The 15,485-nt window shown below is 44.8% G+C and carries 21 protein-coding genes; all 21 read left to right on the forward strand.

The window, feature by feature from the left end; genetic code table 11:
* The first annotated feature begins 12 nt into the window (after positions 1 to 12).
* The 21 genes from ACIFSR_RS21800 to ACIFSR_RS21900 all read left to right on the forward strand — a co-directional run bounded on the left by ACIFSR_RS21800 (position 13) and on the right by ACIFSR_RS21900 (position 15,347).
* Entirely contained in the window at positions 13 to 1,152 is a 1,140-nt protein-coding gene (locus ACIFSR_RS21800) for a DNA-methyltransferase (protein WP_430059903.1), read from the forward strand.
* Positions 1,153 to 1,181: 29 nt separating this feature from the next.
* Positions 1,182 to 1,604 (forward strand): hypothetical protein, encoded by a 423-nt coding sequence (locus ACIFSR_RS21805; protein WP_430059905.1) that lies wholly within the window; start codon positions 1,182 to 1,184, stop codon positions 1,602 to 1,604.
* 29 nt (positions 1,605 to 1,633) lie between these two features.
* Complete coding sequence (locus ACIFSR_RS21810; RefSeq protein WP_430059907.1) at positions 1,634 to 1,978, forward strand: hypothetical protein; 345 nt, start codon at positions 1,634 to 1,636, stop codon at positions 1,976 to 1,978.
* Between the two features lie 19 nt (positions 1,979 to 1,997).
* Positions 1,998 to 2,675 carry a hypothetical protein gene (locus ACIFSR_RS21815; RefSeq protein ID WP_430059909.1) on the forward strand — a complete coding sequence of 226 codons (678 nt, stop codon included), beginning with the start codon at positions 1,998 to 2,000 and terminating at the stop codon, positions 2,673 to 2,675.
* Positions 2,672 to 3,061 (forward strand): hypothetical protein, encoded by a 390-nt coding sequence (locus ACIFSR_RS21820; RefSeq protein ID WP_430059911.1) that lies wholly within the window; start codon positions 2,672 to 2,674, stop codon positions 3,059 to 3,061. The genes ACIFSR_RS21815 and ACIFSR_RS21820 overlap by 4 nt, the downstream gene beginning before the upstream one ends.
* Positions 3,062 to 3,159: 98 nt before the next feature.
* Entirely contained in the window at positions 3,160 to 3,543 is a 384-nt protein-coding gene (locus tag ACIFSR_RS21825; RefSeq protein WP_430059913.1) for a hypothetical protein, read from the forward strand.
* A 772-nt stretch (positions 3,544 to 4,315) separates the two neighbouring features.
* A complete protein-coding gene (locus tag ACIFSR_RS21830; RefSeq protein ID WP_430059915.1) occupies positions 4,316 to 4,876 on the forward strand; it encodes a site-specific integrase in 561 nt (186 codons plus the stop codon).
* 285 nt (positions 4,877 to 5,161) lie between these two features.
* The gene (gene terS / locus ACIFSR_RS21835; protein WP_430059917.1) at positions 5,162 to 5,968 is read left to right on the forward strand and encodes a phage terminase small subunit; all 807 of its coding nucleotides are present in this window, start codon (positions 5,162 to 5,164) and stop codon (positions 5,966 to 5,968) included.
* On the forward strand, positions 5,961 to 7,415 hold the full coding sequence (locus ACIFSR_RS21840; RefSeq protein ID WP_430059919.1) for an AAA family ATPase: 1,455 nt from the start codon (positions 5,961 to 5,963) through the stop codon (positions 7,413 to 7,415). The genes terS and ACIFSR_RS21840 overlap by 8 nt, the downstream gene beginning before the upstream one ends.
* 20 nt (positions 7,416 to 7,435) lie before the next feature.
* Complete coding sequence (locus ACIFSR_RS21845; protein WP_430059921.1) at positions 7,436 to 8,884, forward strand: hypothetical protein; 1,449 nt, start codon at positions 7,436 to 7,438, stop codon at positions 8,882 to 8,884.
* Positions 8,885 to 8,889: 5 nt separating this feature from the next.
* Positions 8,890 to 10,164 carry a hypothetical protein gene (locus ACIFSR_RS21850; RefSeq protein ID WP_430059923.1) on the forward strand — a complete coding sequence of 425 codons (1,275 nt, stop codon included), beginning with the start codon at positions 8,890 to 8,892 and terminating at the stop codon, positions 10,162 to 10,164.
* Between the two features lies 1 nt (position 10,165).
* On the forward strand, positions 10,166 to 10,534 hold the full coding sequence (locus ACIFSR_RS21855) for a head decoration protein (RefSeq protein ID WP_430059924.1): 369 nt from the start codon (positions 10,166 to 10,168) through the stop codon (positions 10,532 to 10,534).
* Between the two features lie 15 nt (positions 10,535 to 10,549).
* Positions 10,550 to 11,566, forward strand: coding sequence for a major capsid protein (locus tag ACIFSR_RS21860; protein WP_430059926.1), 1,017 nt, complete (start codon positions 10,550 to 10,552; stop codon positions 11,564 to 11,566).
* Positions 11,567 to 11,582: 16 nt separating this feature from the next.
* Positions 11,583 to 11,972, forward strand: coding sequence for a Rho termination factor N-terminal domain-containing protein (locus tag ACIFSR_RS21865; protein ID WP_430059928.1), 390 nt, complete (start codon positions 11,583 to 11,585; stop codon positions 11,970 to 11,972).
* Positions 11,973 to 12,015: 43 nt separating this feature from the next.
* The gene (locus ACIFSR_RS21870; protein WP_430059930.1) at positions 12,016 to 12,402 is read left to right on the forward strand and encodes a hypothetical protein; all 387 of its coding nucleotides are present in this window, start codon (positions 12,016 to 12,018) and stop codon (positions 12,400 to 12,402) included.
* Positions 12,403 to 12,408: 6 nt separating this feature from the next.
* Positions 12,409 to 12,978 carry a hypothetical protein gene (locus ACIFSR_RS21875; protein ID WP_430059932.1) on the forward strand — a complete coding sequence of 190 codons (570 nt, stop codon included), beginning with the start codon at positions 12,409 to 12,411 and terminating at the stop codon, positions 12,976 to 12,978.
* Positions 12,975 to 13,556, forward strand: coding sequence for a hypothetical protein (locus tag ACIFSR_RS21880; RefSeq protein WP_430059934.1), 582 nt, complete (start codon positions 12,975 to 12,977; stop codon positions 13,554 to 13,556). Before ACIFSR_RS21875 ends, ACIFSR_RS21880 begins: the two co-directional genes overlap by 4 nt.
* Positions 13,557 to 13,560: 4 nt before the next feature.
* Positions 13,561 to 13,995, forward strand: coding sequence for a hypothetical protein (locus ACIFSR_RS21885; protein WP_430059936.1), 435 nt, complete (start codon positions 13,561 to 13,563; stop codon positions 13,993 to 13,995).
* 5 nt (positions 13,996 to 14,000) lie between these two features.
* Positions 14,001 to 14,177, forward strand: coding sequence for a hypothetical protein (locus ACIFSR_RS21890; RefSeq protein ID WP_430059938.1), 177 nt, complete (start codon positions 14,001 to 14,003; stop codon positions 14,175 to 14,177).
* A gap of 28 nt (positions 14,178 to 14,205) precedes the next feature.
* Positions 14,206 to 14,988, forward strand: a complete 783-nt coding sequence (locus ACIFSR_RS21895) for a hypothetical protein (RefSeq protein ID WP_430059940.1) — start codon at positions 14,206 to 14,208, stop codon at positions 14,986 to 14,988.
* 47 nt (positions 14,989 to 15,035) lie between these two features.
* Positions 15,036 to 15,347, forward strand: a complete 312-nt coding sequence (locus ACIFSR_RS21900) for a hypothetical protein (RefSeq protein ID WP_430059942.1) — start codon at positions 15,036 to 15,038, stop codon at positions 15,345 to 15,347.
* Positions 15,348 to 15,485 lie beyond the last annotated feature (138 nt).

Consider the following 15,485-nt stretch of genomic DNA (forward strand, 5'->3'; position numbering starts at 1 on the left):
GGTGAGCAAACGATGATAATGCAGGGCGATAATCGATTGATAATGCAGAAGATGGAGCCAGAGCAATTTAACACTTGCGTAACATCGCCGCCATATTGGGGGTTGAGAGATTACGGAATCCCTGAGAGTGACTGGCCGGAGGTCACATACTCGCCAATGTCAGGACTTCCACCAGTCACTGTCCCAGCTTGGCGTGGTTGCCTTGGGCTTGAGCCAACACCTGAAATGTTTGTCGCACATTCAGTACTGGTTTTTCGCGAAGTTAAGCGAGTGTTGAGAGATGACGGCACGCTTTGGTTGAATTATGGTGATAGTTACGCGAGCAGCTTAAGCAATAAAAATGATGAAAAATGGATAGATCCAATAAACCCGGGGAAAGGCGGAAGACGTTGCCGGACAAATGCATTAAAGGCAAAGGATCTAATCGGAATGCCATGGCGTGTAGCGTTTGCATTACAGGCAGACGGATGGTATCTAAGGATGGACAATATTTGGTCCAAGCCTAATCCAATGCCAGAAAGTACTCGGGACCGAACAACTAAAGCACATGAATACATGTTCCTTCTGGCCAAGTCGGAGCGCTACTACTATGACAACGAAGCGATTAAAGAGCCAGGTGTGCAGGATGAATGGGCAAACGGTTTTCGCGGTGGCTCATACACGGAAGGATCAACTTTTGATAATCAAGATGGCGGCAAACGGAAGACAAAGGGAAATTTCAAGGTTCCTGCAGGCTGGGATATGGAAGAGGGAGCACATGGTACAATCCACCGTACTGGTCGTAGCCGTTCTAATTCTTTTGCGAGATCCGTTAAAGAATCTCCGCCACCAGGTCAGCAGCAACAGCACCGCCCCGATCGGGAAGAGATTGAATATAGCGGAATGCGCAACAAAAGAAGCGTGTGGACGGTAGCGACTCAGCCATTTCCAGAAGCTCATTTTGCAACATTTCCTGAGAAGCTAATTGAGCCTTGTATTCTAGCAGGCGCGCCAGTCGGTGGACATGTACTTGATCCGTTTGGAGGATCTGGAACCACTTTGAAAGTGGCACTGGAGAATAATAGGGAATGTACAATTATAGAGCTAGGCGAGCAGTACGTTGCAATAGCAGAACGGCGGACAGCAACGCTACAACCGAAGTTATGCTTCTGAATATTAAATTACATGGGAGGAATCTTTCGATGTCATACGATCTATGTCCACGCAATAAAGAAATGGATTCAGTAAGAATTGGAGCGTTTTTCTGGCCGTTCATCCTTCTCGAAATAGGTGTTGGTCTTGTAATCGGAGCCGGGAATTCAATCCGACCAGCGTCATACCGCTACATCGCTGGTAAAAAGGGTGGAAGCCCAATGTCTAATGATGGATATTACGTCACTCAAAAAAACGCAAAATTGATGGCAGCTGTTGCAATGGGGTGGTCTACAGTCGAACGAGGAAAGCGAAGTGAATGGGAATCGATCGATGAAGAAGAACGGGCGCGAATGGAAGAATGGAATAAAGAATTCAAGACTTATAATCTTCCTGCTCATATCGAAACAATAGAGAAAGTTGAGAAATTCGCTGAATTCGCTACAAAATCCGGTGGGTTCAGGATTTGGTAATGAATACGCAATTACATGGGAGGGTTAACGTGAATAAGCAAACTGCATTAAACGTCCTAAATAGTCTTGAAGTCATAGAGCAACAAGGCGGAGAAGATTGTTATATTCTTGTTGCGAATAGTGAAGAAAACCGCAAGAAGCTCAATGCTGTAGGTATATCTAACGAGACTATTCAAGCATATGGCGATAACGATACTTTTTGCATTTTGTCTATTGCTTTCAACGAAGGGTTATGCAACGAGTACAACAACGGCCGCTTAGTTATTTGGGGGCCAATTGATGATGACCTTCGCTTCCGTGTTATAAATGGCGAAGGGACTCCCGAGGATGCGGAGCGTCTACTTCGAGACTTAGAACCGCAATTATTTTTATAAGAAAAGGAGGCTGCTACACATGCCTAATGCAATGCAAAGCACTGTTGTAACACAAGACGATAAACCGGTTGTCTATCAGGTTGAAAAGGATGTATCAGAAGTATACCGCCTTCGGATCGGCAGCTATCATTGCCAGTGGGCCACAATCACCATTAATAATACAGGCGATCTTAATGTCATTAGTGATTGTGGTAATTTTAATTACAGCTGGCGTATGTTCGATAAAGAAAATTTCAAGGAATTTTTAATCAGAGTTTGCCACGGCGGGGAAGCGCGAGGTTATTTGTATGATAAAATCCACGACCGCGATAGAGCATCTAGAGTGGACCCTGAAAAAAACATTGCATATTTGAAGAAGGAGTTACTTCAACAGTACCGAGAAAAGAGACGTTCTTACTCTTACATGCAAGAAGACAAGAAGAAAATATACCCACTGCTCATCAATCGTGTTAGAGATGCTTGGGACGAGCTGGAGAGTATTGAAAATGAAGGAGAAATGTCAGCAGATGCTTTTTGGGGCCTGTTGTGGAATGCCAGATACCTGAATGAATTCTTTGATGGAGATTATTTTGCACATTGTATGGACGTTGAAACGACCGGCGACCGCCGAGCAATGGTCTTCTGTGAGATTGTTGCACCGTTATTTGCAGAAGTTTTAAAAGCGGAACTTGAATTAAAGGAGGCTGCTACCATATGAGTGAGTACAATAAGTTCATGTTGCGTTTAGTGGATAACAGATTGGTAATCGATCTTAATAATGCCGATGTACTGGCATTCAAGGCGAAAGGCTTCACGGGCTTGCCGGAACAGTTTGAGATGGACATTTTCTTTCATGCTCCCGTTATCGGGACGGTTGAATTATCAGAAGAACAGCAGATTCTAATAGCTGCAGCATATGAAAATGGTGGAAAGTGCGCCTGGTGTGATGAGGTGAGTTTGAAGCTTCGACTTTGCCATATTTTCGACAGTGACTCAAACGGGGGCAAGATGTGCCAACATTGCTGGGATCACGATCGAGAGGTATACAAAGGCAGTTACGGGGAAGACATTGGACCATTCGATAATGTATTAATTCATAAATAAAAAAAGCATCCGGCATCAGTTGGGGAACGGGCGCCGGATGACTAATGAAACATCTCATCTTCCATTATAACACAAAGGGGATGAGGGGAATGTTGGCAATGGCAAACGAACTACGGTATGAAGAACAGATGGTATTCTTCCCTCCAGCAACGGCGGAGGAGATTAAGCAAGCTAAATCATTATTAATGAGATATAGAAGACAGAAATTCGTCATGTCAGAACTAGAACAAATGAATGTTCTTTCACCAAAACAGGAATTAGCGTACAATACATTCAAATGTTCGACACTATCGATTGAACGAGCGGTACGTTGCATTATTAATCCAGATATTCAAAATTCAATAGAGATGCGATTCATCGAAGGGATAAGGCGTAAGGACGTTGTAACGCATTATCGCTTCTACAACGCATCGACCGTGGATAGAAGGATCAAAAAAGGAATAATCGCAGTAGCAAACATCCTTAAAGAATTTGAATTTTGAAATGCGTGTAAAATGCAAGCGAAAAGCCTTCATGATGCTAGTCCAATGCGTGTTTTATAGGGGTACAGTTAGATTCATAAAGAGCAGAACATTGCTCGGGTGAATCCTACTGTACCCTTATCACTTGTAGGACTCGGTCACGCGGTGGGTCAATGTAAGATTGCGAACCTTAGGCGCCAGTCGCCAAGCGTGTGATGATGAGGTGGGGTTAAATGCCCCTAACAAGGTTGACTTGTCCCTTGTTCAGTTTGCCGGATCATTCCGACGAGCTGACCAATTGATAATTTCAAGGAGTCGCTAATGCGGCTCCTTTTTCTATGCTTAGGAGGCGATCCGGTTGAGGTTTACAAGACGATTACCCACAGTAAGCGACAGCAAACAGCAACCGGCTAAATGCCGCAGCTGTCCATGGGGTAGGCATGAAGGTTCAAAACATTTCTGTAGCAGAGTGAGGTGTCCAAAAGATGAAAAAATGGCTGAAAGACCTACTAAAGAGATTCGCCCCGCAGGCAGCTCCAGCGCCTCGCAATCGAAAAGAGCGCCGTCACGGTAGACAACAGTGATAAGCGCTTATAGCGCTTCACATATAGACTCTCATCAGTATGTAGTTGATGACTACTTATGAGAGGAGCAGCCCTGCACTGTCAGGTAGCACCTGAAACTATGATGAGGAGGCACCTTCATCCTGGTAACACACTTTGCAGGGCAAACATTACTCAACAATTGTTTATTGCCGCTTTATTATTCAGAATCAAAGGGGGGTGTTGTGTTAATGAAATTTGTTCAGCCGATCAGAGATCCGAGAAAACTTCAAGTAATAAAGGAAAACCTCTATACAAATAATGAGCGTGACTTTGTGATGCTAATGACTGGCATTAACACAGGCCTTCGAATTTCAGATATATTGCCACTTCAAGTCTACCATGTTAAAGGAACTCACCTTCATGTGACCGAGTTAAAGACCGGCAAGTTCAAGCAGATCAAGATCAACAAAGCTCTGAGAGAGGTTTTTGACAATTATATAAGAGGTAAGCCAGACCATGAATACTTATTCAAGAGCCGGAATAAGAAGCATTGCTCGGGAAGAATAGACGAACCTATTACTACAAGTCAGGCATATAAAATTCTCAGCAAAGCTGCTAAGAAGGCAGGCCTTGAAAATATCGGTACTCATTCTATGAGAAAGACTTTTGGATATTATTTTTATCAGCGCGAAAAAGACATTTCGTTACTAATGGAATTGTTTAACCATAGTGAGGAATCCGTTACTTTGCGCTATTTGGGCATCAAACAAGACACATGGGATGAGGCGATGGACCGTCATTCTCTGTGATGAATTACCTTTAAGAAGGTGCATAGGGAATTCGGTTTTCGCAGAATCGGTCGAAGCCATGATACAACAATTAAAACTGATATTTTCTGAATTCCATACAATATACACTGAAAGGAATCCTAGAACCATTTATTAGGAGAAACTAAGGCTTTAAGAGTCCATCCTCGTCATCGGTCTAGTGGCTGCTTTCTCAATCATGAGCGTTACCAATGAAGCTGGAGCGTTCTTTCCAACTCGAATACTTAAAAAACACCTTTATTATGCCATCGGAGGTGGTGATGATGCTTGTCTAGAAGCAGGAGCAACAACAGAGCAGAAGCACTAAAAATATGGATTAAAAGCAGTCGCGAAAAGAAACTGACCGACATTGCGGAAGAGTTAGGAATCAGTCCTGCGCTTGTGCGGAAATGGAAGTTTCTCGACAAGTGGGACGAAATACCAGTTAAGCGAAAACGTGGTGCTCAGCCTGGTAATAAAAACTCAATTGGCAATAGTGGTGGACCCGGCGGTCCTGTTGGAAACGACAAGGCGGTCATTCACGGATTATTTCGTAAATTCATGCCGCAAGATCCTGAATTTCTCGAATTGCTAGACATGGCTCAGCAAATGGAGCCATTAGATATGATTTGGCAGACCGTAGAAATAGCGTATACCAAGATGATTTGGGCTCAACGCATCATGTTCGTTCGGGATAAGAACGATGAAACAAAGGTGCTAAAGAAACAGAAACGTCAAATCGATCGTGAAATGGTCGGTGAAGGCGAAAACGCAAGTATGGAATCGTTCGATGTTTTCGTTGAGGAAGAGTGGGAGTATCAGCATGCATGGGATAAGCAGGCAGTTGATATTAAAACATTTGCTGTTGCAATGCGAGAGTTTCGCTCAGCCGTTAAACAATTCTTATCTGCTGCACCGGAAAATGACGAACGCCGCGCCAAACTTGAAATGATGAACGTGCAGATGGAGAAAGCAAAAACAGAACATGAGCGCGTGAAGTTACAGGTTGAGAAGCTGGCGAACAACGGCGATGAACTCGATGACGATTCCAAGTTAATTGATGACTGGGTAAACGGGGTAATGCAGGATGAGTAAGGCAGAGAGCTTAACCAAACGAATGGCCGCATTCAAGAAACGCATACCAGTATACCGAAAGAGTCCGAATACCTTCTTCCGTGAGATCCTTAATTTTAATCCGGATGAATGGCAAGAAGTGGTCGCAAACGATATAGCCAACGATCGATTAGTTTCTGTCAGATCGGGACAAGGGGTTGGCAAAACGGCGCTTGAAGCTGCGATTGCGCTTTGGTTCCTCTCTTGCTTTCTATTTCCTCGTGTTGTATGCACAGCTCCAACACGACAGCAACTGAATGACGTGTTGTGGGCTGAGATCAGTAAATGGCAATCCAAAAGCCCGATTCTGAAACGTATCCTCAAATGGACAAAGACGAAAGTCTACATGCGTAATTATGAGGAACGGTGGTTCGCTACAGCGCGAACAGCAACCAAGCCAGAGAATATGCAGGGTTTCCACGAAGAAAATATGTTGTTCATCGTGGACGAGGCATCCGGCGTGGACGATCGCATTATGGCTGCGATATTCGGTACATTATCTGGCGACAATAACAAATTAGCGATGTTCGGTAACCCAACTAAAACGAGTGGGTTCTTTTTTGATTCTCACAACCGAGACCGGGACATTTACAAAACGCACCAAGTCTCATGTCTCAATAGCCCACGCACCAGCAAAGAAAACATCGAAATGTTGAAGCGGAAATACGGCGAAGGCAGCGATGTATATCGCGTCAGGGTGGAAGGTCAATTCCCTCGTGGTGAAGCTGGCACATTCATAACGTTAGAAGTGGCGGAGTTTGCGGCAAGGGAAGTCCAAGTCAATCCATCCGGCACAGTGCTAACGATTGGTTGTGACGTTGCTCGTTTCGGAGATGACGAAACATCCATATATGCAGGCATTGGCAAGAAGGTAGTCGGTCAGCAGCATCATCATAAAGAGGATACGATGGTTACAGCAGGCTGGGTTATTAGATTGACCAAAGACATATTACTCGAGCATACCAACATCGAAAGAGTCATTATCCGAGTGGATGACACTGGGGTTGGCGGCGGAGTAACCGATCGTTTAAATGAGATTGTGGCAGAAGAAGGTTTATTCTGGGAGATTGTGCCGATCAACAACAATGGCAAGACGTATGATGAGTATTACGGCAACTTAAGCTCTGAAATGTGGGGAGCGATACGAACTGAGCTGGAAGGGAACATGACTGCTTTCATCAACGGACAGCAGCCAGAGTTTGAGCTGCCCGATGATGACAAATTAATATCTCAACTCTCTACTCGTAAATGGCGGATGACGTCCAAGGGCAAGATCATGCTCGAAAGCAAGGATGACATGAAGAAACGTGGTCTCAAGTCTCCTGACAGAGCAGATGCTTTCGTGTTGGCCTTTGGTGAATACATGCTTGAGCCGCAGAATGATCGCGTGATGACTCCATTTATCGGTGGTGTGACTATTCGGAGGTAGTAAAGGAGGGAGGTGGAGACTTGAAATGGTATCAAAAGACAATCTATTCATTTGCCATGAGTGTACTTCCTTCATCCGTTAAGAACCGGATGATGGGAGGAGGCAGGGCAACAGTTCCAAAAAGCACGAACCCATTCGGCATATTCAACTGGTTACCAAAAAAGTATCAGCAAGCGCATAACATCGATCTTACCAAGCTCCAAAGCTATACAGCCGAGGAATTGTTAGAGCTACTTATATCCGTCCATCCAGACGTGTCCTATGCTCTGTACACCTATTTGAGGATGGGGGATACGGCCTTAACGTTTACGGCTAAAAAACCAAATAACAGCAACGATAAAAGCGGGCAACGTGTGCTGGATGAGCTAAAGAGCATGCTGAATACACCGCTGCCGTCACCTGGTTATCAGCACGGACGGTCATTGGACAAGCTGGATACGATACAACGTATGATGGTTATGGTCCGAGGGGCATGCGCTGGTGAAGTCGTACTAAATGAACAATGTAACGATGTGATAGATATTGTCCCGGTCGATCCGGCGCTCATTTGGTTTCGGAGAGAGTCAGACACTGATCGGCTTACACCATGGCAATATGTAAAGCATCCAAGGCGGCAATCCGGCGAAGAATGGTTTGGGCAATATAAGAAGATTGACACGCCGACATTCATTTATGAAGAATTTGATCCCATGGTTGATGATCCATATGGGCGAACGCCTATGTTGCCAGTGCTTCAGGTGGTATTCTTCCACCTTCAAGTGCTGCAGGATCTGAAAGCGGTAGTCCATAATCAAGGGTACCCACGATTGGACATTTCGATGATGGAAGAGATTATGTTGAAGAATGCACCTCCATCTATACAGAACAATCCGGCAGCCCAGCAGAAGTTCCTAACAGAACGGATGGGCGAGGTGATGACACACTTCAATTCCCTTAACCCTGACGATACTTTCGTGCATTGGGACAGCGTTAAGGTCGAGTATTTAAAAGGCGGCAGCACAGGCCCGATGATTGATATTAAGAAACTTATCGATATCATTGATACTCAAATGGCTACATCGCTTAAGACGTTGCTTACAATCCTTTCCCGGCATCAAGGGTCAACGGAGACATACAGCTCAATCGATACCCAAATATACATCAAGAATGTAGAGTCCGCACGGGGCGTAACCAAACGTTTCTGGCAGCGGGCTTTTGCTATGTCCGCAAGGGTAAAGGGGATGCAGACAAATGTTGAAGTTGATTATGCTCCTATTGATTTACGATCTGAAAATGAGATTGAAAGAGATAGGCGTTCTAAAATCAATAACTATGTTTTGGCTGAGAAGGAACTTTATATCACACCACAAGAGGCAGCAGAGGAAGTGCGTTGGACACTTGGTTTGAACGCCAAGATTCCTGCTGAGTTGGTAGAAATGTTGCAGCATAAACGAATCGAGGCAAAAGAGCCAGAGGAAGGAGGTGAATAACAAAAATGGCAAAACCGACAACGGAACAGCTATCAAAGATTAATCAAAAGGCATTGGTTCAATTAACCGACGAGCAGGTGCATGTGTTTCAAGCTAAAATCATCGGGACCAAACGGATTGAAAAGTACAAAATGAAGATTACGCCTAACTTTCTTCGAAAAATGGGGGATCAAGTCAGAGAAGGCATCGCCTTGTTGGTGGATCATCCTTGGCAGAAATGGGAAGCTTTATCGTTCCCTTATGGCAGGACATTCGATAGTCGTATCGTTGAGGAAAATGGTGAGCTGGAGCTTTATGGTGATCATTATATGGCTAAGGGCTTGGAAGCAAACGGGATTTCAGCTGATCAATTAGCCATAGGTATTGATTCCGGCACGATATTTGATACTTCAGCGGGTTTCGTATCCACCAAGCATACATGCAGCATATGCGGAGGGGATTACTTCAGAAGTGCAGATTGCTCCCATATGCGCGGTCAGCAATATGACGGTAAAGAATGCCTGGTATTAGCGGATGATGGTTATATCATGGAAAACTCCATTGTATTCGACGGAGGGTATGAAGGCGCAGGCATTACTCGCGGGTCTCTGTCGGAGCATTCGCAAGAAGAGGACATTCAGCAATCAAAAACCGAATATGAGCCTCTATCCTTAGATGCGAAGTCGCTCGATGGCGATGGTCGCGTATTTTATTTTTTCGGGAACAAAGGCGGTATGTCTGCTTTCGTATCAAAGAAACATCAAAATAAAGAACAGGCCAACGCATTGGCCGAAGGAGATGGAACAGTGACAGATGAACAAAAAGCTGCTCTTGCAGCAACAGGCGGTTTACTTGGTCAGATTCGTACAGCGTTAGGTGTAACGAATGACTCGGACATTGTTGGCAAGATCGCATCATTAAGCGCACAAGCGGCAGATGGCGAAGCGTATAAAATGAAAGTTACTGATCAGGCATGTAGCGCAGGCATTCGTGCGCTGGGTGCAGCATTTAACGTTGAAGCAATGAAGACGGCGCTATCTCATTTGCCTGTCTCGGAAATTGAAAAAATCAATGCTTCGTATGAAGCGCATGCACAAGCGGCGCTGGGCGGGGGCGGCCAACATACACAGGGAGCTAATATTGATTTGCCAGCTGGTGCTTTGAGTGGAGCTGCACCAAGTAATTCGCAAAACACTGGAGTAGAAAAGACCCCTGATGAGATCAGAGCATTGGCTCGTGATGAGGCTAGGGCAGCTCTTAAAAGCTCAGGTAATGGTCATCTAGTTAAGGAGGACAAATAATATGAATCATGCTCAGTACAATGGCGCTCCGGGTCCGGGACCGATTTATACGCAAGAATTCACTGAGGTGCTTGCATCAACCGATCTTCAAGCTAAGATTCCGGGTGGCGTTTTGCTGGCTCAAGGAAATGGCGTTGTGAAGAAAGGGACGGTGCTTGGGAAAATAACGGCATCCAAAAAGTTCATCCCTTACAAGCCTGCAGCTACTGACGGTTCTCAGGTTGCTGTTTGTATTTTGGATAATGATCAGGATACATCCACTTCAGATATTGGAGCTTCCGCATGGATCGCAGGCATTTTTACAGAATCAAAACTGACGGGCATTGATGCAGCTGCTAAAACAGCGTTGCGTCTATGCTACTTCGCATAAGGGGGATAAACAATAATGGCAGTTAACGTACTAGATCCATATTTTCTAACTGAAGTCGTTCAAAATATCCGTACGGATATCAACTCATTCCGAGGTGCCCAATTGCTCACTGGAGGCGTGGATCTGAAAACGGAGCGCGGACTTACGATCGAATACGATATCACGTATGACGATACAGGCATGACGCCGCCAACCGGCCTTAACGATCCATCACCAATTCACACGCCTCCACTCGTCAAGTCAATGAGCTTCACGAATCAGGAATGGCGGGAAAAAGTTATTATTGATCGCGAAAAAATGGCAGTCTTGCGCCAACCGGGTTCGAAGCTGGATCAGCTATGGGCAGAGGAGTACATGATCGAGCGCATGATTAACCTTAACGCTCGACTTGAAACGAGGTTCGAATGGATGCGTTGGCAGCCACTGACTGGGAAGTTAGTCATTCCAGCGACGGCTACTAAGCCCTCTTTTACGATCGATTATGGTGTTCCAGCAAACAATAAGCCTACTGCATCCGTTCTGTGGAGCAATACGGCAACTGCCGATCCGCTTAAGGATCTAGATGACTGGGTTCTTCGATTCCGTGGAAGCGGTGCAAGAGCTGTTAAAGTCATTGCGAATAAAAAGGTCGATACGTACCTTAAGCAAAACGAAAAAATTCGTGATCTATTGAAAAATACGCACGGTAAAAACATCGTGACTGCGGACTCACTGGCAACGATCATCGATCAGAACCTCAACGGGCTGCAATACGAGGTCTATGATGGTGGATATATCGATGATACAGGGACATTCCTTCCGTTTATCCCGGACAATGCAGTTATCATCGTCGGACAAGGCGTTACTGGTTCGATGATGGATCTTGTAACCAGCCCGAACAACTACGAGGACATTTTCACTGGTCACCCGGGCAAGTTTGCGCTGCCAAAGCTAATTAAAGGCGATCCTGACCAATGGCAAGTCATCAACGGCGCAACGGTACTACCAAAACTGAAATATGTAAACTGGCATATCTTCGCTACAGTAGCGTAAGAGGGAGGAATCTACCGTGACAATTGTAAAAGTGCTAGTGGATGCTGTTGGCGAATACAACGCTGGGGATATCGTAACTGATGCCCCTGACGGCTTGGTTGAGATCGCAAAGAAAAAAATATGTAATGCAGCATCGGGTGAATTGCTAGCCGTGATTATTGAAAGCGATGAAGTGATTAGCGAAAACCCTTCAAATCGGGAGCTGGAGCTTCAGTCAGAGCTTCAACAGTCCAAGGAGCGCGAAGAGGTATTGCAAGAGCAATTGGACGCACTTATAGCGGAGAATACTCTTAGAGACCTTAAGGCAAACGCTAAAGAATTGAAAATTTCGGGTTATACCAAGATGAGCGCCGATGAGCTGATGGCAGCAATTGCGGCTGCTGGTGGTGGTTCGGTTGCCGAATAGGATTCTGACAACCGAAACCTATCACGACGAAATTAGGTGGCGCTTGGGCGTTGGTGAAGAAATATTATCCAACGCCAGCATTGACGCTCCTTCTGTGTTACCGATCGCAGAAGCCAAAGTAATTAAAAACGTGCCGCAATACTCAGAGTTAGTAGACGATGATGCCAATTACCTCTATGCTGCGGCTATTTGTATGGTGGCCGCGATGCTAGCTCCTTCCATGGCAGCGAGAATCAAAAAGTCAAAAAAAGATTTTGATTGGTCTATCGAAAACCAGATAGTAGATTGGCAAGTGGTCTCAATTGCACTGGTCGATGAAGCATTTGAGCATATTGGTTTAATTGAAGACGGGGGTAGTGCACAATCGACTATCCCTGTTTTCGGCGTTTCGGGACCAACACGTTTGATAGATTCACACAGGGCGAGGTGAGGGAATGTGTTCAATGAATTCCCAGAGCGCCAAATTGCTTGTCTAATCAACGGGACGTCAGAAAAGGTAATTCTATCCCGTGAAACTAAAGCAACGACGGTAATGGGCAAAGAATACGTCTATAATGGTTTGTTTGCTCCGAAATCTATCATTGCGCTGGGCGATATCGTGGAAGTAGATGCGTCCTATATGGTCCTAACTATGCGGCAGATAGTTGAGCGGGATAAATATTGCTCATTGCTCAAATCAAACGCAGCTATTGATGTTCAGCGTTATGGACAAGAGTTTGATGTAAACGATAACCCTGTAGGCGCGCCGGACTTTATTACAGTGCAAGAGGGAGTTGTTAGCTTTGTTCAATATGTCACAGCTGATTTAAGGCAACAGGATCAAGGATTGCTCCCGACAACTAAATACGTAGTCATTTTTCAAACCTCTGTCGATGTAATGCGACCGCAAGAATTACCTTCGCCCGACAGATTGATTATAGATGGAAGTCCCTTTCAGGTGGACGTTGTAGATGGTATGAAGTACCCGAACTTATTGAATATCCAAGTATCGGAGGATATACGATGAGTAACGGGTACACAGGTTATGATTCGGTGGCTGCTGAACGAGATTTAAAAAATGCTATGTTGTCAGAGATCATCAAACTTGCAGATTTAGTGGCTGAGACAGCCAAGGGTAATGTACGTTACTATCCGGAAGTGCGAAATCATGTCAGACAAGAACTTGAAGTGCTTGCTTCAAACATGTTTAGCTTGGATATTACGGCGGATTACTGGCAAGCGTGGCTGGAGCAGTTCGGTAAGGGGTCACTAATGGCAGGACAAAGCGACAATCCAGGTTTAAGTCGGTACATGAATTCAGAGTTATGGAATAGGTACCGATCTAAATCGAATCGTGCTGTTGCGGGACGCGGCAAAGGGAAGTATAAAGCGATTGATGGCACGATGCGAGAGTCAGGCGGTTCATATGCTGGCGTGGATTTGGAGGAGCTGGCAGCTCGCGGTGAAATAGATCGTAGTTTTGGACCTACACCGCCGACATTCTTCTTACGGATTGCTTTGCAGTCAAATCGGCAACGAATTCTTGATGGATTACAGCGAGTGATTGATGACTTTCCATATCATAGATATTTTAGGATGAGGTGACGGCATGAGCCAATCGCTAATAGATGGACTATACAGCATTTTAAAGCGTGATGAAGCATTTATGGCGTTCTTTGGTCTTACGCCGCTTTCTCCTCCAAAAGATGCTAGCTTGAGACTTATAAAAAGCAAGGAACCCGACCAGGCAATAACAAGTAAAAACGTACCTCAAATCATGATGTATGTGAAACCGGGGCAATACAGCAGCCGCAACCATCTTGTATTTCAGGGTAAGTTTTGTTTGGATTTCTACGCACCAACAGCTGTTCAAGTGCGAAACATTGCGCAGCGCGCTTTTGAACTCCTGCATGACAAATACATTTCTCATGAGTCGTTTAAATCGTTTAAATGCCACTTAGCCTTTGACGACGATATGACTACAGGCATCACAGGTGTTAAAGGGTATATGGCTATTTATGATGTTGATTATGTCAGGAGGTGAGGACGTTGAAAGAGCAAGCAGAGCAGAGTGAGGAAGAAAAACTGACGCAAGAAAAAATTTCACTCGCTAAGAAGCTGGGGATTTGGGAATCTTTTAACCCAATTGACGGTTATGAGACCAAGAAGGAATTCAAGCGAATAGAAGAGATCGACAAACGCCTAGCCGAAATCATTAACGGTTAGGCTTTTTTATTTAAAGGAGGAAATAAGCATGTCACTGTCAGCAAAGCAATGGGTTGTCGATGATATTTCAAATGCCGCACTATTTGATATCGTAAATGGCGATCCGTCAGCGTATTTCGAACGATTGAATAAACTGACGCTCAACATCGACGCCAAGCAGCAAAGGGTCTACGGCGGTACAAGTAAATATTCATTTCACCTTACGGAGCAAGATGCGGAATCGGGCATCCAAATCGAAAATGCATTGTTGGATTACAACCAGTTGCTAGCAGCAACAGGAGCGACGTTAACAACAGCGGCAACAATTGTTCCGCATGTGGAGAAGTTGACTGTATTAACCGGTTCGACAGTAACGCTCTCCAAAGGAGCGTCACTTGTCGCGGGATCAGATAAAATTATTGTCGCAACAAAAGGATTAACTAACTCCGGGGCGCAATTAACTCGTGTTGCTTCTGCACCAACTGCTTTGCAATATAGCATTACTGCAGCTGGAGTCATTACGCTTGGTGATGCTGCGTTGGTAGGTAAGGATATTCGGGTGTTTTATGATTACAACTCAACTACTGCGTCTGTTGCATCGTTAAAAACAACATCGAGAAACAAAGCATATAAGTTTGTAGCTTATGGTAAAGCCCTCGATGATGAAACCAATGAATGGTTTGATTGCATTATTGTCATCTATAAGGCGCAAATGCTTGGTACATTCACCATCGACCAGCAACGGAAATCCGCAACAGCCAATTCCATCGATCTAGCGATTCTGGATGCGGGGCGAGCAGACGGCAAAGTCATTGACATTATCGCTACTTAGTAAAATAAATGGGGCTCTTGTAGCCCCTCCTTAAGGGGGATATAAAGGTGGAACAAGAAGAACAAATGAATTTAATTATGGGAATTGGTCCAGAAGTACAATTCTCATCAGATATCAAGAAGCGGGTACGGGTTGGTACGGTTAAACAAATCAAAGAAGTAAACGAATTGCATAATGATGGACTAATTAAAATTAAATACTCTATTGCAATTGGAACCCCTGAAGAAAATGAAGCAGCAGCAGGAAAATGGATTGAGATTCTAAACATCATTTGCATCGAAGGCTTCACAAAGGAGGAATTCGAAAACAGCATTCCCGAATTAATGGAATCCGCTGTGGAACGATTTCTACTCGGTTAGTAAGGGACCGGATAAGCCAGCTTCATCCGGTGATGGTAAGCCATTAACTACGCAAGAGCTTTATGGGCGATTATCGCGCCGCAAGCTAATCAAGGCTTGGTATGATCACAATTGGTATGAAATAACAGCCATCTTCGA

This window comes from Paenibacillus sp. NRS-1760 (genome assembly GCF_050467785.1).
Classification (GTDB): Bacteria; Bacillota; Bacilli; order Paenibacillales; family Paenibacillaceae; genus Pristimantibacillus.

What these genes read in the sequence shown, in the direction of transcription:
- ACIFSR_RS21855 (WP_430059924.1), top strand. Translation starts at nt 10,166, where the DNA reads ATGAATCATGCTCAGTACAATGGCGCTCCGGGTCCGGGACCGATTTAT.
- ACIFSR_RS21800 (WP_430059903.1), top strand. Translation starts at nt 13, where the DNA reads ATGATAATGCAGGGCGATAATCGATTGATAATGCAGAAGATGGAGCCA.
- ACIFSR_RS21885 (WP_430059936.1), top strand. Translation starts at nt 13,561, where the DNA reads ATGAGCCAATCGCTAATAGATGGACTATACAGCATTTTAAAGCGTGAT.
- ACIFSR_RS21805 (WP_430059905.1), top strand. Translation starts at nt 1,182, where the DNA reads ATGTCATACGATCTATGTCCACGCAATAAAGAAATGGATTCAGTAAGA.
- ACIFSR_RS21830 (WP_430059915.1), top strand. Translation starts at nt 4,316, where the DNA reads ATGAAATTTGTTCAGCCGATCAGAGATCCGAGAAAACTTCAAGTAATA.
- ACIFSR_RS21850 (WP_430059923.1), top strand. Translation starts at nt 8,890, where the DNA reads ATGGCAAAACCGACAACGGAACAGCTATCAAAGATTAATCAAAAGGCA.
- ACIFSR_RS21895 (WP_430059940.1), top strand. Translation starts at nt 14,206, where the DNA reads ATGTCACTGTCAGCAAAGCAATGGGTTGTCGATGATATTTCAAATGCC.
- ACIFSR_RS21840 (WP_430059919.1), top strand. Translation starts at nt 5,961, where the DNA reads ATGAGTAAGGCAGAGAGCTTAACCAAACGAATGGCCGCATTCAAGAAA.
- ACIFSR_RS21880 (WP_430059934.1), top strand. Translation starts at nt 12,975, where the DNA reads ATGAGTAACGGGTACACAGGTTATGATTCGGTGGCTGCTGAACGAGAT.
- ACIFSR_RS21825 (WP_430059913.1), top strand. Translation starts at nt 3,160, where the DNA reads ATGGCAAACGAACTACGGTATGAAGAACAGATGGTATTCTTCCCTCCA.
- ACIFSR_RS21815 (WP_430059909.1), top strand. Translation starts at nt 1,998, where the DNA reads ATGCCTAATGCAATGCAAAGCACTGTTGTAACACAAGACGATAAACCG.
- ACIFSR_RS21820 (WP_430059911.1), top strand. Translation starts at nt 2,672, where the DNA reads ATGAGTGAGTACAATAAGTTCATGTTGCGTTTAGTGGATAACAGATTG.
- ACIFSR_RS21860 (WP_430059926.1), top strand. Translation starts at nt 10,550, where the DNA reads ATGGCAGTTAACGTACTAGATCCATATTTTCTAACTGAAGTCGTTCAA.